12 protein-coding genes are annotated in these 15,444 nt (G+C 72.0%); 3 read left to right on the top strand and 9 right to left on the bottom strand.

Annotation, left to right across the window (positions count from 1 at the left end):
• Positions 1–76 precede the first annotated feature (76 nt).
• A complete protein-coding gene (locus tag FB467_RS09635; protein WP_141784904.1) occupies positions 77–793 on the bottom strand; it encodes a TIGR03936 family radical SAM-associated protein in 717 nt (238 codons plus the stop codon).
• The gene (locus FB467_RS09630; protein WP_141784903.1) at positions 774–2,042 is read right to left on the bottom strand and encodes a DUF1015 family protein; all 1,269 of its coding nucleotides are present in this window, start codon (positions 2,040–2,042) and stop codon (positions 774–776) included. The genes FB467_RS09635 and FB467_RS09630 overlap by 20 nt, the downstream gene beginning before the upstream one ends.
• Positions 2,043–2,193: 151 nt before the next feature.
• Here FB467_RS09630 and serC point away from each other — a divergent pair, with 151 nt between their 5' ends.
• The 3 genes from serC to FB467_RS09615 all read left to right on the top strand — a co-directional run bounded on the left by serC (position 2,194) and on the right by FB467_RS09615 (position 4,916).
• Positions 2,194–3,318: a 3-phosphoserine/phosphohydroxythreonine transaminase gene (serC, locus tag FB467_RS09625; RefSeq protein ID WP_342354710.1), complete on the top strand. Its 1,125-nt coding sequence runs from the start codon at positions 2,194–2,196 to the stop codon at positions 3,316–3,318.
• A 20-nt stretch (positions 3,319–3,338) separates the two neighbouring features.
• On the top strand, positions 3,339–4,517 hold the full coding sequence (locus FB467_RS09620) for a phosphoglycerate dehydrogenase (protein WP_141784901.1): 1,179 nt from the start codon (positions 3,339–3,341) through the stop codon (positions 4,515–4,517).
• Positions 4,518–4,583: 66 nt separating this feature from the next.
• Positions 4,584–4,916: a hypothetical protein gene (locus FB467_RS09615; RefSeq protein WP_141784900.1), complete on the top strand. Its 333-nt coding sequence runs from the start codon at positions 4,584–4,586 to the stop codon at positions 4,914–4,916.
• Positions 4,917–4,926: 10 nt separating this feature from the next.
• Here FB467_RS09615 and FB467_RS09610 read toward each other — a convergent pair whose 3' ends face one another.
• The 7 genes from FB467_RS09610 to infB form a co-directional block, all read right to left on the bottom strand.
• Complete coding sequence (locus tag FB467_RS09610; protein WP_141784899.1) at positions 4,927–6,906, bottom strand: TIGR03960 family B12-binding radical SAM protein; 1,980 nt, start codon at positions 6,904–6,906, stop codon at positions 4,927–4,929.
• 28 nt (positions 6,907–6,934) lie between these two features.
• Positions 6,935–8,779 carry an AMP-dependent synthetase/ligase gene (locus FB467_RS09605; RefSeq protein ID WP_141784898.1) on the bottom strand — a complete coding sequence of 615 codons (1,845 nt, stop codon included), beginning with the start codon at positions 8,777–8,779 and terminating at the stop codon, positions 6,935–6,937.
• A gap of 90 nt (positions 8,780–8,869) precedes the next feature.
• On the bottom strand, positions 8,870–9,964 hold the full coding sequence (gene rodA / locus FB467_RS09600) for a rod shape-determining protein RodA (RefSeq protein WP_141784897.1): 1,095 nt from the start codon (positions 9,962–9,964) through the stop codon (positions 8,870–8,872).
• 1 nt (position 9,965) lies between these two features.
• Entirely contained in the window at positions 9,966–10,931 is a 966-nt protein-coding gene (locus FB467_RS09595) for a bifunctional riboflavin kinase/FAD synthetase (protein ID WP_141784896.1), read from the bottom strand.
• Positions 10,932–10,941: 10 nt separating this feature from the next.
• Positions 10,942–11,895 (bottom strand): tRNA pseudouridine(55) synthase TruB, encoded by a 954-nt coding sequence (truB, locus tag FB467_RS09590; protein ID WP_141784895.1) that lies wholly within the window; start codon positions 11,893–11,895, stop codon positions 10,942–10,944.
• Positions 11,879–12,337, bottom strand: coding sequence for a 30S ribosome-binding factor RbfA (gene rbfA / locus FB467_RS09585; protein WP_141784894.1), 459 nt, complete (start codon positions 12,335–12,337; stop codon positions 11,879–11,881). The genes truB and rbfA overlap by 17 nt, the downstream gene beginning before the upstream one ends.
• Before the next feature lie 87 nt (positions 12,338–12,424).
• On the bottom strand, positions 12,425–15,301 hold the full coding sequence (gene infB, locus FB467_RS09580; RefSeq protein WP_141784893.1) for a translation initiation factor IF-2: 2,877 nt from the start codon (positions 15,299–15,301) through the stop codon (positions 12,425–12,427).
• Positions 15,302–15,444: the final 143 nt, after the last annotated feature.

Below are 15,444 nucleotides of genomic sequence, written 5' to 3'. Positions count from 1 at the left end.
CGGGGCGGGTGTGGTCCTGCCACGCAACCGTCACCGAGTATCGCACACCGGAGGGCCCCGACCGGGTTTCCCGTGGTCAGTCGGCCAGCGGGTCGCGCAGTTCGCCGTCCGGGCCGAGGGTGCCCTGGGTCACCCGCGTGCTGACCGACCGGGGCAGTGGCGCACCGGCCTCCTCGGCCAGCGCGGCCAGGATCTCCGCCGGCCGGATCGTGGGAGTCGTATGCCGCAGGGTCACCTCGAGCACGGCCGAGCCGTCCGCGTCGCGCACTGTCGCGCACAAGACCGGCCCGCGCACGTCCACCTGGCGGGGGCCCTGCTTCATCATCCGGGTCACCTCGACGGCGTCGCGGTCCAGGAACGCCGTGACCAGTGGGGCCAGGTCGCTCCCGGGCACCCCTGGGAAGTCCAGCCGCCACCGGCTGGCGGTCAACCGGTCGGCCAGGGACCCCGGCGGCGCCTGCACCACCCGGAGCACGTCCAGACCCTCGGGCAGCGCTCCGTCCAGGGCGCCGGCCAGCTCGGCCGGCTCCACCACGCGGGTCAGCGACAGCTCGACATACTCCGCCTCGCTCGCCGTGCCCGTCGGGGCGGCGTTGGCGTAGCTGATCTTGGGGTGCGGGTGGAACCCGGCCGAGTAGGCCATCGGGATGCTAGCCAGCCGGACCGCACGCTCCACGGCCCGCTGGAAGTCCCGGGTGGAGGTGAACCGCATCCGCCCGCGCTTGGCGTACTCGACCGTGACCTTCTGGACGGCCGGCTCCGGCGGTGGACCGTCAGGAACGCGCCGGGACATCGTCCTGCGCTGTCGCGGTGGCCGCAGCGGCCGTCGTCCCGGAGACGGGTCCCAGCTCGGCCAGGACCAGCCCGGCCCGCGCCTTCGGGGTGAACCAGGTGCTCTTGCGGGGCATCTTCTGCCGGGCCAGGTTGACCTGGACGAAGTCCTCGACCGACACGGGCGCGACGAGGACGGCCAGCGCCGCGACCCCCGCGTCGACCTGCTCGACCAGCCACTGCACCGGGTAGTCCCCGCCGATGTAGCGGATCCGCTTGTCGCCGGCGTCCATCCCGAGGGCGTCGTTGAACAGCACCCGCTCGACCAGGGCGTGGTCGAGCCGGTCCACGACCGGGCCGTCCTCGTCCCCCGGCAGACGGACCCGCACGGCGCGCCCCTCGGCATACAGCAGCACCGTGCCGGCGGTCAGCGGCTCCGCGGTCACGTCGACGACCGGCTCCACCTCGGCACCGGCGGCCTCCAACCGGGCGCGCAGGTCCGCCGGGGTGCCGGAGAACTCGGCCACCAGCCGGTGGTACGGCTGGATGGCCAGCGACGACGGGGTTGTCACCACCGCCAGGAAGCGCTCCAGGCCCCCCGTCTGTGCCGCCAGGCTGCGGTGGTTGCCGTCGGCGACGACGAGCTCCCCACCCCCGGCGAGCTCGGTCAGCCGGTCCGCGAGGTCGCCCGGGCCGATCGGCCAGACCTCGTGCGTGCGGCCGACGTGGTCGGTGTCCGTCGCGGCCGGCGCACCCAGGGTCTCGACCGCCTCGGCCAGGGCCCGTTCCAGCTCCGCGCCGTGCTCGGTCTGCATGAGCAGCACCGGGGAGAGCAGGTGGCCGGTGGCCTCGAGCAGCGCGACCCGCTCCCGCACCTTCTCCAGGAAGACGTCCTCGTTGCGGATCACCCGGCCGGGCTCGTCGGCGCTGGTGGAGATCTCGTCGGTGTCGACCATCGCGAACAGCCCGTATGCCGTATCCCCGGACTCACTGTCGGTGATCCGGTAGGCCACGACCACGTCCTGTGCGGGCCGGTAACCACCGGCCTCCTTGGCGGCGGCCAGCCGTTCCACGGCCTGCGGGAGCGCCTCGGCGAAGGTCCGGCCGGCGCTGTCCGGGGCCCGGTGCGGCATCTCCACCCCGAGCGCACTGTGGGGTGCGTCGGCGATGATCTGGCTGATCTCGGCCTCGTCGGCGAACTCGTCGTAGTTGCGGGCGCCGGTCCCGCCGGTGGTGATCCAGGCGAGCGACAGGGGGTGCACGGCAGTCATGGACCCGCAGGCTACAACGAGGCCGGGCGCCCCCGGCCTCCCCGCCGACCCGGGGACACTTCCTGTGCGCGGAGCGGGAGTGAGGCGCGGATCACGCCCCGCGTGGTCGGACCCCCGGTTCCGGTAGTGCGAAGATGGGCGGTGGACCGGGGTGTCCGGTCCAGACAACCGACGTCTCATCCCAGGTGGGTCCACTGTGCGCGTTCACAACTTCTCCGCAGGTCCGGCAGCCATGCCCCTCGATGTCCTCGAGCAGGCAGCGTCCGAGATGTCTGACTGGGGCAGTTCCGGGATGTCCGTGATGGAGGTCAGCCACCGGAGCAAGGAGTTCGTCGCCGCGGCCGAGGAGGCCGAGGCGCTGCTGCGCGAGCTGCTCGCGGTGCCCGACGACTACCGGGTGCTCTTCCTGCAGGGCGGGGCCACCGGCCAGTTCGCCGGCATCCCGCTGAACCTGTCCGCCGAGGGCGACACGGTCGACTACGTCAACACCGGCGCCTGGTCCAAGAAGGCCATCGCCGAGGCCAAGAAGTACGCCACCGTCAACGTCGTGGCCGACGAGTCGGCCAGCAACTACTCGACCACCCCCGACCCGGCGGCGGTCCGCCCGAGCCAGGGCTCGGCATACCTGCACTACACGCCGAACGAGACCATCGGCGGCGTCGAGTTCGGCTACGTGCCCGACACCGGTGACGTGCCGCTCGTGGCGGACATGTCCTCCACGATCCTGTCCCGGCCCATCGAGGTCTCCAAGTTCGGCCTGATCTACGGCGGGGCGCAGAAGAACATGGGCCCGGCCGGCCTGTGCCTGGTCGTCGTGCGCGACGACCTGGTCGGCAGGGCCCGCCCGCAGACGCCGTCGGTCTGGGACTACCGGGCGATGGCCGAGGCCGGCTCGATGCTGAACACTCCCCCGACCTTCGGCATCTACCTGCTCGGGCTGATCCTGCGGTGGCTCAAGGGCCAGGGCGGGCTGGCCGCGATGGGCGAGCGCAACCGGGCCAAGGCCGAGAAGCTGTATGCCGCGATCGACGGCTCTCCCTTCTACCGCAACCCGGTCAGCCCGGACGCCCGCTCCTGGATGAACGTCCCGTTCATCCTCGCCGACGACTCCCTCGACAAGACCTTCCTGGCGCAGGCCGCCGAGGCCGGTCTGACCAACCTCGCCGGCCACCGCTCCGTCGGTGGCATGCGCGCCAGCATCTACAACGCCATGCCCATGGAGGGCGTGGACGCCCTCATCGACTTCATGAAGGAGTTCGAGCGCGCCAACGGCTGAGCCGACGCGCGACACACACCATGACGCACCGCATCCAGACCCTCAACGCGATCAGCCCGATCGGCCTCGGCCGGCTCCCCCGGGACCAGTACGACGTCGGCAACGACCTGACCGACCCGGACGCCCTGTTGCTGCGCTCGGCGGACCTGCACTCCCGCTCCATCCCGGACTCGGTCCTGGCGGTGGCGCGCGCCGGGGCGGGCACCAACAACATCCCGATCGCCGACCTCAGCGCCCGCGGCATCCCGGTGTTCAACACCCCCGGCGCCAACGCCAACGCGGTCAAGGAGCTGGTCCTGGCCGGGCTGCTGCTCGCCGCCCGCAACATCGTCCCGGCCTGGGCGTTCGCCCACGAGCTGGCCGGCGACGACGCCGAGATCAACACCGCCGTCGAGGCCGGCAAGAAGCAGTTCGCAGGCTTCGAGCTGCCCGGCCGCACCCTGGGCGTGATCGGCCTCGGCGCGATCGGTGTCCTGGTGGCCAACGCCGCGCAGGCGCTCGGCATGAAGGTGCTCGGCTACGACCCGCAGCTCACCGTGGACCGGGCCTGGCAACTGTCGGCCGAGGTGGAGCAGGCGACCTCGCTGGACGACCTGTTCACCCGGTCCGACGCGATCACCGTGCACGTGCCGCTGGTCGAGGGCACCAAGGGCCTGGTCAACGCCGAGCGGCTGGCCATGATGAAGCCCTCGCCCGTGCTGCTCAACTTCGCCCGCGGCGGCATCGTCGACGAGGCCGCGGTGCTGTCCGCGCTGGACGACGGCCGGCTGCGCGCCTACGTGTGCGACTTCCCCTCGGCCTCGCTGAACGCCCACCCCAAGGTCGTCGCGCTGCCCCACCTCGGCGCCTCCACGGGTGAGGCCGAGGAGAACTGCGCCGTGATGGCCGCCGACCAGCTGCGCGGCTACCTGGAGGACGGCACGATCCGCAACAGCGTGAACTTCCCCAACGCGCGGCTGCCCCGCAACGGCCACGGCGACACCGTGACCCGGCTGGCCATCGCCAACAGCAACGTCCCCAACATGGTCGGTCAGATCTCCACCCTGCTCGCGGGCGCGGACCTGAACATCGTCGAGCTGCTCAACAAGTCCCGCGGTGAGCTGGCCTACACGCTGATCGACGTCGAGGGGAAGGTCCCGACCGAGATCGTGGACAAGATCCGCGGCATCGAGGGCGTCCTCACCACGCGCGTCATCTGAGCCGGTGGGGCGGCGTCGCTGGCGCTGGCCGGCTGCTCCGGTGCGGAGCCGGCCCGTCCCACGCCCGTGGAGTTGCCGACCGACCCGCCCGGGACCGAGCCGCTGGACGCCCCCACGATCGAGACCCAGCTGGACACGATCCTGCTCTCCGCCGCCGAACTGTCCGGGACGTGGGTGGGGCCGCAACGCCTGCTCGAGCTGACCGACACGGACCGCGAGACCGTCATCGCGCACTACGACCAGGCGTTCACCGCGGACGGCTGGGAGACCGTGGAGGATGCCGCGATCACCCGCTCGCTCGGGCGCACCTGGGAGCGGGACGGTCACAAGGTGGTGCTCTCGCTGGTCACCATCGACGGCACCCAGGTCGCGCTCCTCTTCGACTCCCCCGAGGACTAGGCTCCGGTCGTCAGAGGACGCTGAGGGGCAGCAGCTTCTTGCCGGTGGGGCCGATCTGGATCTCGGTGTTCATCTGGGGGCAGACGCCGCAGTCGAAGCACGGGGTCCACCGGCAGTCCTCGACCTCGTTCTCGTCGAGGGCGTCCAGCCAGTCCTCCCAGAGCCACTCCTTGTCCAGCCCGGAGTCCAGGTGGTCCCACGGCAGCACCTCGACCTCGTCGCGCTCCCGGGTGGTGTACCAGGCGACGTCGACCGGCAGGTCCGCCAGCGCCTCCGCGGCTGCGGACATCCACCGCTCGTAGGAGAAGTGCTCGCTCCACCCGTCGAACCGTGAGCCGGCACGCCATACCTGCTCGATGACCGCGCCGATCCGGCGGTCGCCCCGGGACAGCAGGCCCTCGACCAGCCCCGGCTGCCCGTCGTGGTAGCGGAACCCGATCGCCGAGCCGTAGCGCCGGTCGGCACGGATCGCCTCCCGCAGCTTCAGCAGCCGTGCATCGGTCTCCTCCGGCCCCAACTGCGCGGCCCACTGGAAGGGGGTGTGCGGCTTGGGCACGAAGCCGCCGATGGAGACGGTGCACCGGATGTCCCGGCGACCGCTGACCTGACGGCCGGTGTCGATGACCTTCTTGGCCAGCTCGGCGATCTGCAGGACGTCCTCGTCGGTCTCGGTGGGCAGGCCGCACATGAAGTAGAGCTTCACCTGGCGCCACCCGGCCCCGTATGCCGCGGCGACGGTGCGGATCAGGTCCTCCTCGGAGACCATCTTGTTGATCACCTTGCGCAGCCGCTCGCTCCCGCCCTCGGGGGCGAAGGTGAGGCCAGAGCGACGACCGTTGCGGGTCAGCTCGTTGGCCAGGTCGATGTTGAACGCGTCGACCCTGGTCGAGGGCAGCGACAGCCCGGTGTTGGTGCCCTCGTAGCGGTCCGCGAGGCCCTTGGCGATGTCCCCGATCTCGGAGTGGTCGGCCGAGCTCAGCGACAGCAGGCCCACCTCCTCGTACCCGGTCGCGTCCAGCCCGCGCTGCACCATCTGCCCGATCCCGGTGATCGAGCGCTCGCGCACCGGACGGGTGATCATGCCGGCCTGGCAGAAGCGGCAGCCACGGGTGCAGCCGCGGAAGATCTCCACGCTCATCCGCTCGTGCACCGACTCGGCCACCGGCACCAACGGCTGCTTGGGGTAGGGCCAGGCGTCAAGGTCCATCACGGTGTGCTTGGAGACCCGCCACGGGACCCCGCTGCGGTTGGGCACGACCCGCTTGATCCGGCCGTCCGCCAGGTACTCCACGTCGTAGAACGCCGGGACGTACACCCCGCCGGTCGCGGCGAGGCGGGTCAGCAGGCCGGTCCGGCCGCCGGGGCGCCCCTCGGCCTTCCAGGCGGTGATGATCCGGCTGGCGGCCAGCACCGCCTCCTCGCCGTCGCCGATCACGGCGGCGTCGATGAAGTCGGCGATCGGCTCGGGGTTGAAGGCGGCGTGACCGCCCGCAAGCACGATCGGGTGCTCGTCGGTCCGGTCCGCCGCGTGCAGCGGGATGCCGGCCAGGTCCAGGGCGGTGAGCATGTTGGTGTAGCAGAGCTCGGTCGAGAAGGAGAGCCCGAGCACGTCGAAGTCGGCCACGGCCCGGTGCGACTCGACGGTGAACTGGGGCACCCCGTGCTCGCGCATCAGGGCCTCCAGGTCCGGCCACACGGCATACGTGCGCTCGGCCAGGACGTCCGGCTGCTCGTTGAGCACCTCGTAGAGGATCATCACGCCCTGGTTGGGCAGGCCGACCTCGTAGGCGTCCGGATACATCAGCGCCCAGCGGGCTGTCAGCTCTGCGCCGTCGGGCCCGTGGCCGCCGACATGCCAGTCCTTGACCTGCGAGTTCAGCTCGCCGCCGACATACTGCACCGGCTTGCTGACCTGCTCCAGGAGCGGCTCGAGGTCGGCGTAGACGGACGCGCCCGGGGCGCGCGCGGACCGCTGCGTCGTGGCTGTCATGGCTACCAGGGTAGGCGCCCGGCGGCCCTCACCCGCCGTAGAGCGTGTCCAGCTGGTCCTTGTACTTGGCGGTGACGACCCGTCGCTTCAGCTTCATGCTCGGGGTCAGGTCGCCCTCCTCGATCGACAGGTCGTGGTCGAGGATGATGAACTGCTTGACCTGCTCCCACCGGTTGAGCTTGGTGTTCAGCTCGTCGACGTAGCCCTGGACCATCTCCCGGGCCTCCGGGGAGCCGACGATCTCGGCGTAGGAGCGGCCGGTCATGCCCCGGTGCTCGGCCCAGCCCTGGATCGCGTCCGGGTCCAGGGTGATCAGCGCCGAGACGAAGTTGCGCCCGTCGCCCTCGATCACCAGCTGGCTGGCGTAGGGGCAGATGCCCTTGAACATCGACTCGATGGCGGACGGGGCGACGTACTTGCCGCCGGAGGTCTTGAACAGGTCCTTCTTGCGGTCGGTGATCCGCAGGAAGCCGTTGTCGTCCAGCTCACCGATGTCGCCGGTGTGGAACCAGTTGTCCTCGTCCAGCGACTCGCGGGTCACGTCGTCGAGCTTGTGGTAGCCCGTGGTGACCCCGGGGCCCCGGAGCAGGATCTCCCCGTCGTCGGCGATCCGCACCTCGGTGCCGGGCAGCGGCCAGCCGACGCTGCCGAACTGGTAGCTGCCCTCCACCGGGCGGTTCACGAAGCTGGCGGCGCTGGTCTCGGTGAGGCCGTAGCCCTCGAGGATCAGCAGGCCGGCGGAGTCGAACCAGCGTGCCACGTCCTGGTTGAGGGCGGCGGACCCGGAGATGAAGAAGCGGATCCGGCCGCCGAAGCGTTCCCGGATCTTGCTCAGCACCAGCTTGTCGGCGAGCGTGTGCTGGAGCCCCAGCAGCCCACCCACCGGCTTCTCGGCCGCGCGGGCGTCGGCGGCCTGACCGCCGACGCCGAAGGCCCAGTCGAAGAGCTTGGCCTTGACCCCGCCCTCCTCGGCGATCATGGTCGTGATCTTGCCGTAGGCCTTCTCGAAGATCCGCGGGGCGGCGCCCATGAAGGTGGGCTTGACGACGGCGAGGTTGTCCACGATCTTGTCGACCCGGCCGTCGACCGCCGTGGGGAACCCGATCTGCAGGGGCAGCACGAGCAGGACCTTGCCGAAGACGTGCGCCAACGGCAGCCACAGGTACTGCAGGTCGTCGCTGCCCAGGATCTTGATGGCATCCACCGAGGCGGCCTCGTAGGTCCACGCGGAGTGCGGCAGCCGGACCCCCTTGGGGCGCCCGGTGGTCCCGGAGGTGTAGATGATGGTCGCCAGGTGGTCGGGGGTCAGCCCGTCGATGCGCTGGTCGATCAGCTCCGGCTCCTGCTCGAGCCGGGCCCTGCCGCGCTCCTCCAGCTCGGCGAAGGTCAGCACCCGGTCGCCGTCGCCCTCCCCGTCGATCACCACGATGGCCAGCAGATCCCCCAGCTCCTCCTTGCGGGACAGCAGCTTGGCCACCTGGGCGTCGTCCTCGGCGATCACCACGCGGCTGCCGGAGTCGGCGACGATGTAGGCCACGTCCCCGGCCAGGGTGGTGGGGTAGATGGTGGTGGTGGCCGCTCCGACGCACATCACGGCGAGGTCGGAGAGCACCCACTCCAGCCGGGTGGAGCTGGCCAGGGCCACCCGCTCCTCCGGCTCGACCCCCAGGTCCACCAGCCCGGCCGCGAGCGCGTAGGCACGGTCGGCGGTCTGCGCCCAGGTCAACGACGCCCACTGGTCCCCATCGGGGTACTGGAAGGCGACCTCCCCCGCCGACTTGGCCACGCGGTCGCGGAACAGGTGGCCCACGCTCGGGGCCCTGTCGTCGATCACCGCCTGGTCGAACTGCTCATCCCTCGCCGCACGGGCCATAACCACTCCTTTGTCGCCGGTCCTGTGCGCTGATGGTGTCAGATCGGCCCGGGCCTGAACAGGGCGCCCCGCCGGAGGAGCGCCCGTCGGCTACCGACGGGTAGGGGTATTCTGCGCGCACGCCAGCAGCCCGATGGCCAGCCAGCAGGCGAACATCGAGGACCCGCCGTAGCTCAGGAACGGCAGCGGGAGGCCGGTCACCGGCATCACCCCCAGGTTCATCCCGATGTTCTGGAAGGTCTGGAAGGCGAACCAGCTGGCCACCCCGACGGCCACCAGCCGCCCGAACCGGTCCTCACTGTGCAGCGCGACCCACAGGGCGCGCACGATGAGGAAGCCCAGGAGCGCGACCAGGCCGGCGGCGCCCCAGAACCCGAGCTCCTCCCCTGCGACCGAGAAGATGAAGTCGGTGTACTGGTAGGGGATGAAGCCGCCCTGGGTCTGCAGGCCCTCTCCCAGCCCGGCGCCCTCCCACCCCCCCGAGCCGATCGCGAGCCGCACCTGGCGGGTCTGGTAGCCGATGCCCTCGGGGTCCAGCTCCGGGTCCAGGAAGGCCAGCAGCCGGTCCACCTGGTAGTCCTCGAGCAGCGGCACGGCCAGCGCCGCCCACACCGCGGCCACCACCCCCGCGACCGCCGCGACCGTCCACCCGCGGGCGGCGCCGGAGGCCGCGACCACCCCGATGGTGAGGAACCCGAGGACGAGGGCGGTGCCCAGGTCGGGTTGCAACAGGATCAGCCCGATCGGTATGCCGGCGAGCACCCAGGCGGTGAGCACCTCGCGCGCGCGGGGTGGGCGCTGCCGGTCCCGTCCCTCGGCGAGGATCATCGCCAGGCCGATCACCAGCGCGATCTTGGACAGCTCGGCCGGCTGCAGCGAGAAGCCGCCGGGCAGGTGGATCCAGGACCGGCTGCCGTTGACGGTCACGCCCAGGGGGCTGAGCACCAGCAGCAACCCGGCCAGCCCGGCGAGGTAGACCCACGGCGCCGCCGCCCGCAGCCACCGCACGTCGGTGCGGACCAGCACCAGCGCGAGGCCCAGCCCGATCGTGGTGTTGATCAGGTGCCGGACGGCCAGGGCGGGGCCGACGGTGTGGTGCGTGGCGGACCAGACCAGGACGGCGCCGACCAGCGACAGGCCCAGCGCCGCGACATACAGGCCCCAGTCGGCCCGCAGGAACCGCATGTCACTGCTGGAGCATGGATCGGCTCACCGCGACGTCGCGGGCCATCTGCTCCAGGAGCTCCTGCACCGAGTCGAACTTCAGGTTGCCCCGGAGGTGGGCCACGAAGTCGACGGCGACGACCTCGTCGTACAGGTCCAGGTCGGTGCGGTCCAGGACATAGGCCTCGACGGTGCGCACCAGGACGTCGTCGAAGGTGGGGTTCGTGCCGACCGAGATGGCGGCCGGCATCCGGCGGTCCGGGTCGCCCGGGGGCAGCCCGAGACGTTCCACCCACCCGGCATACACGCCGTCCGCGGGGACCAGGCCCTCGCTGTCGGTGGCCAGATTGGCGGTCGGGTAGCCCAGCTCCCGGCCCCGGTGGTGCCCGTGCACGACCATCCCGCTGACCCGGTGGTGCCGCCCCAGGATGTCGGCGGCCGCGCGCACGTCACCCTCGGCGAGGACCTGGCGCAGCCGGGTCGAGGACCAGGCGCGGGTGGCGCCCTGGCCGGGCCCGCCCACCGGCTCCAGGGTGACCACCTCGAAGCCGAGCTCCCGGCCGAGGTCCCGCATGGTGTCCACGTCACCGGAGTTGTGCACCCCGAACCGGGTGTCCACGCCCACCACGACCACCACGGCCCGCAGCGCCTCGACGAAGACCTGCCGGACGAACTCCTCCGGGGTCAGCAGGGCGAACTCGCGGGTGAACTCCAGGACCAGGGTCGCGTCCAGGCCCGACTCGGCCAGCAGGTCCAGTCGGTGCTCCGCGCCGGTGATCCGCTCGGGGGCCCGCTCGGGGTGCAGGACCGCGACCGGGTGCGGCTCGAAGGTGACCGCGACGGCCCGCGCGTCCCGCGCCGCGGCCAGGTCGACCACCCGGGACAGCACCGCCCGGTGCCCGCGGTGCACCCCGTCGAAGTTCCCCAGGGTCACCACGCTCGGGCCGAAGTCGGCAGGGATGTCCTCCAGGGCGTTCCAGCGGTGCACGGCGGTCACTCTAACGGGCGGCGAACACCACGAGGCTACGCGCCCGGGGTGCCCTCTCGTCGAGCATGGCCACCAGGTCACCGTCCGGCCCCAGGCCGGCCACGGGGGCGGTGCGGCCGGGGACGGCGGAGTCGATCCGCTGGCCGTAGCCGAGCGCCCGCGCCTCCGGCTCGGTGAGCTCACGGGTGTCGAAGGCGTCGGCCGCCGCCCGCGCGAGCGGGATCAGGTGGGTGCCGGCGCCGTCGCGGGCCAGGTCCTCCAGCGTCACCGCCCGGTCCAGGGTGTAGCCACCCACCCGGGTCCGGCGCAGGGCGGTCAGGTGCCCGCCGACGCCGAGCGCCTCCCCGAGGTCCCGGGCCAGCGCGCGCACATAGGTGCCGGAGCTGACCCCGACCGTGACGTCGAGGTCGAGGTATGCCGTGCCGTCGGCACCGGCGCCCCGGCGCCGGTCGTGGACGGTGAAAGTGTGCACGGTGACCGGGCGGGCCGCCAGGGCGACCTCCTCACCGGCCCGGACCCGGGCATACGAGCGTTTGCCGTCGACCTTGATCGCGCTGACCGCGCTGGGCACCTGCTCGATGGGCCCGGTGAGGGTCGCGACGGCGTCGTCGACCCGGGCGTCGGTGACCGCGCCGGTGTCGCTGACGGCGGTCACCTCCCCCTCGGCGTCGTCAGTGACGGTGCGCTGCCCCAGCCGGATGGTGGCGGTGTAGGTCTTGTCGGCGCCGACCAGGAAGGTCAGCAGCTTGGTGGCCCGGTTCACGCCCAGGACCAGCAAGCCGGTCGCCATCGGGTCCAGCGTCCCCGCGTGCCCGACCCGGCGGGTGCCGCAGAGCCGCCGGGAGCGCCCGACGACGTCGTGGCTGGTCCAGCCGGCCGGCTTGTCGATCAGGAGCAGACCGTCACCGGTCGGTTCTGCGGGCGCGGCGCGGCCGGTGTCGGGGCGGTCAGGACCCGTCGCCACGCACGTCCCCGGCGTCCTCCGCCTGGCGGGGCTTGCGGTAGGGGTCCGCCTCGCCCGCGTAGGCCGCGCGCTCCCGGGCCGCGGCGAGCTCGGCGTCCCGTTCCTGCGCACGACGCATCACGTCGTCGAGGTGGGCGGCGTCCTCGGGCAGCGCGTCCAGGATGAACTCCAGGGTCGGCGTCAACCGGATCCCCAGGCCCTTGCCGACGTGGGAGCGCAACCGGCCCCGGTAGGTCTCGAGCACCTCCGCCGTGGTGCTGCGCTGGTCCTCGTCCCCCATCACGGTGTAGAAGACGGTGGCGTTCTGCAGGTCACCGGTCACCCGGACGTCGGTGATCGTGACGAACCCGAGCGACGGGTCCTTGACGAGCACCTCCAACCCCTGGGCCACCAGCACCTTGATCCGTTCGGCGACCTTGCGGGCGCGGGCGGGGTCAGCCATGTCGTTCTCCTCCAGCAGTCGGGGTCCGTGGGGAGGGCGTCGTGCCCGGGGCACGGGGCCCCGGGCACGACGTCACCCGCGAACGGGTCAGGAGCGCGGGATCTCCCGCATCTCGTAGGTGGTGATCAGGTCGTCGACCTGGATGTCGTTGAACGAACCCAGGTTGATACCGCACTCGAAGCCCTCGCGGACCTCGGTGACATCGTCCTTGAAGCGCCGCAGACCGGCGATCTCCAGGCCCTCGGTGATGACCACGCCGTTGCGGGTGATCCGGGCCTTGGCGCCGCGACGGACCTCGCCGCTGCGCACGATCGACCCGGCCACGTTGCCGAACTTGGAGGACCGGAAGATCTCGCGGATCTCGGCGGACCCGGTCTCGACCTCCTCGTACTCCGGCTTCAGCATGCCCTTGAGCGCGTTCTCGATGTCCTCGATCGCCTGGTAGATCACGCCGTAGTAGCGGATCTCCACGCCCTCGCGGTCGGCGACCTCGGCGTTCTGGCCCTCGGCCCGGACGTTGTAGCCCAGGATGACGGCATCCGAGGCCAGCGCCAGGTTGATGTTGTTGAGGGTGATCGCGCCGACGCCACGGTCGATGATCCGCAGGTCGACCTCGTCGCCGACGTCGATCTGCAGCAGGGCATCCTCCAGCGCCTCGACCGAGCCGGAGACGTCGCCCTTGAGGATCAGGTTCAGCGTCTCGACCTTGCCGGCGGCCAGGGCCTCGTTGAGGTCCTCCAGGCTGATCCGCTTGCGGGCCTTGGCCAGCGAGGCCTGCCGGTCGGCAGCCTCCCGCTTCTCGGCGATCTGCCGGGCGGTCCGGTCGTCCGGGGCCACCAGGAAGGTGTCACCGGCCCGGGGCACCGAGGCAAGACCCAGCACCTGCACCGGACGGGACGGGCCCGCCTCCGCCACGGTGGCGCCGTGCTCGTCCAGCATCGCCCGGACACGGCCGTGCGCGGCACCGGCGACGATCGCGTCGCCGACGCGCAGCGTGCCCTGCTGCACCAGGACCGTGGCGACCGCACCGCGACCGCGGTCCAGGTTCGCCTCGATCGCGACGCCGCGGGCGTCCTTGTCCGGGTTGGCCCGCAGGTCCAGGGCCGCGTCCGCGGTGAGCAGCACGGCCTCGAGCAGGCTGTCGATGTTCTGACCCTGCTTGGCCGACACGTCCACGAACATGGTCTCGCCGCCGTACTCCTCGGCGATCAGGTTGTACTCGGTCAGCTGCTGGCGGACCTTCTGCGGGTTCGCACCGTCGACGTCGACCTTGTTGACCGCGACCACGACCGGCACGTCGGCCGCCTGGGCGTGGTTCAACGCCTCGATGGTCTGCGGCATCACGCCGTCGTCGGCGGCGACCACGAGGATCGCGATGTCGGTCACCTTGGCACCACGGGCACGCATGGCGGTGAACGCCTCGTGACCCGGGGTGTCGATGAAGGTGATCGCACGCTCGTCGCCCTCGTGCTCGGTGCGCACCTGGTAGGCACCGATGTGCTGGGTGATGCCACCGGCCTCGCCGGAGCCGACGTCGGCCTTGCGGATCGCGTCCAACAGCCGCGTCTTACCGTGGTCGACGTGACCCATGACGGTCACGACCGGCGGCCGCGGCTGCAGCTCCTCGTCGGTCTCCGCCTCGGCCTCGGCCTCCAGGTCCAGCCCGAAGGAGCTGAAGAGCTCGCGCTCCTCCTCCTCCGGGGACACCACGCGGATGTCGTAACCCAGCTCGGCCCCGAGCACCCCGAAGGTGTCCTCGTCCAGCGACTGGGTCGCCGTGGCCATCTCACCGAGGTGGAACAGCACGGTCACCAGCGCTGCCGGGTCGGCATTGATCTTGTCGGCGAAGTCGGACAGGGACGCTCCGCGACGCACCGTGATGGTCGCGCCGTTGCCGCGCGGGACGCTGACGCCACCGATGGTGGGCGCCTGCATCTGCTCGAACTCTTGACGCTTCGCGCGCTTGGACTTGCGCCCACGCACCCGGCCGCCTCCGCGACCGAACGCACCCTGGGTGCCGCCACGCCCGCGGGGGCCACCACCGGGACGGCCGCCGCCACCGCGGTAGCCCCCGGGGCCACCGCCGGGTCCGCCGCCCGGGCCACCGCCGGGAGCGCCACGGCCCCGACCACCGGCACCGCCGCGGGCCGGACGCTCGCCAGGACGCGGGACAGCCGCCCGGTCCGGCATCATGCCCGGGTTGGGGCGGGCGCCGCCGGGACGCGGGGCAGCCGGGCGCGGACCGCCGGGACGGGGGCCACCGGAACCGGCCTGGCCGGTGCGGCTGCCACCCGGGCGCGGCATGCCCTGGCTGGAGGCGAACGGGTTGTTGCCCGGGCGCGGCGAGCCGCCCCGGTCACCGCGGTCACCCCGGTCCCCACGGTCGCTGCCGCGGCCGCTGCGCATGCCCTGGCTGGGTGCGAACGGGTTGTTGCCCGGGCGCGGGCCCGGCTTGGCACCGGGACGCGGGGCCTCGGGGCGACTCGGGGTCGCGGCCTCCGGCGCGGGCGTGCTCTGCTCGGCCGCGGGACGCTCGGACGCCGGGGCCGGCGTCTCGGCGGGTGCCGCGGCGGCGGCCGGCTGCTCGGACGGGGTAGCGACCGGCCCGGGCGTGGGTGCCGGGCTCTTGTCGGTGCTCCCCGCGCCGGGCTTGGGCGCGGCCGGACCCGGACGGGCACCCGGCTTGGCCGGGGTCGCCGGGGCGGCGGGCGAGGCTGCCGCGCCGGGCTTGGCTGCGCCGGGCTTGGCCTTCGGGGTCGCCGAAGCCGGCGACTTCTCACTCTTGGTGTCGGCCGCGGTCTTCGCCGCTGCCGGGGGGTTCTCGCGGATCTTCCGGACGACAGGGGGCTCGATGGTCGACGACGCCGACCGGACGAACTCGCCCTGCTCCTTCAGGTGCGCGAGTAGTTGCTTGCTCTCGACTCCGAGCTCTTTGGCGAGCTCATAGACCCGAACCTTGGCCACATTTCTCCTTCGTTGCGCCGCGGTCCGGGCCCCAGGGGGCACGCGAACCGCAGCTAGTGCTGCTGGGTGCTCATTGCTGAGTACTCATCGGGTGCTCATCAGCGTCAAACCCGCTTCCGGTTCCTCGATGACAGAGCCGTCGG

Source organism: Ornithinicoccus hortensis (assembly GCF_006716185.1).
Classification (GTDB): Bacteria; Actinomycetota; Actinomycetes; order Actinomycetales; family Dermatophilaceae; genus Ornithinicoccus; species Ornithinicoccus hortensis.
The sequence above is the reverse complement of the archived record's forward strand: the minus strand, read 5'-3'. Positions and strand labels throughout refer to the sequence as shown.

What these genes read in the sequence shown, in the direction of transcription:
- FB467_RS09635 (WP_141784904.1), bottom strand. Translation starts at nt 793, where the DNA reads ATGTCCCGGCGCGTTCCTGACGGTCCACCGCCGGAGCCGGCCGTCCAG.
- FB467_RS09630 (WP_141784903.1), bottom strand. Translation starts at nt 2,042, where the DNA reads ATGACTGCCGTGCACCCCCTGTCGCTCGCCTGGATCACCACCGGCGGG.
- FB467_RS09620 (WP_141784901.1), top strand. Translation starts at nt 3,339, where the DNA reads ATGACGCACCGCATCCAGACCCTCAACGCGATCAGCCCGATCGGCCTC.
- FB467_RS09610 (WP_141784899.1), bottom strand. Translation starts at nt 6,906, where the DNA reads ATGACAGCCACGACGCAGCGGTCCGCGCGCGCCCCGGGCGCGTCCGTC.
- FB467_RS09605 (WP_141784898.1), bottom strand. Translation starts at nt 8,779, where the DNA reads ATGGCCCGTGCGGCGAGGGATGAGCAGTTCGACCAGGCGGTGATCGAC.
- rodA (WP_141784897.1), bottom strand. Translation starts at nt 9,964, where the DNA reads ATGCGGTTCCTGCGGGCCGACTGGGGCCTGTATGTCGCGGCGCTGGGC.
- rbfA (WP_141784894.1), bottom strand. Translation starts at nt 12,337, where the DNA reads ATGGCTGACCCCGCCCGCGCCCGCAAGGTCGCCGAACGGATCAAGGTG.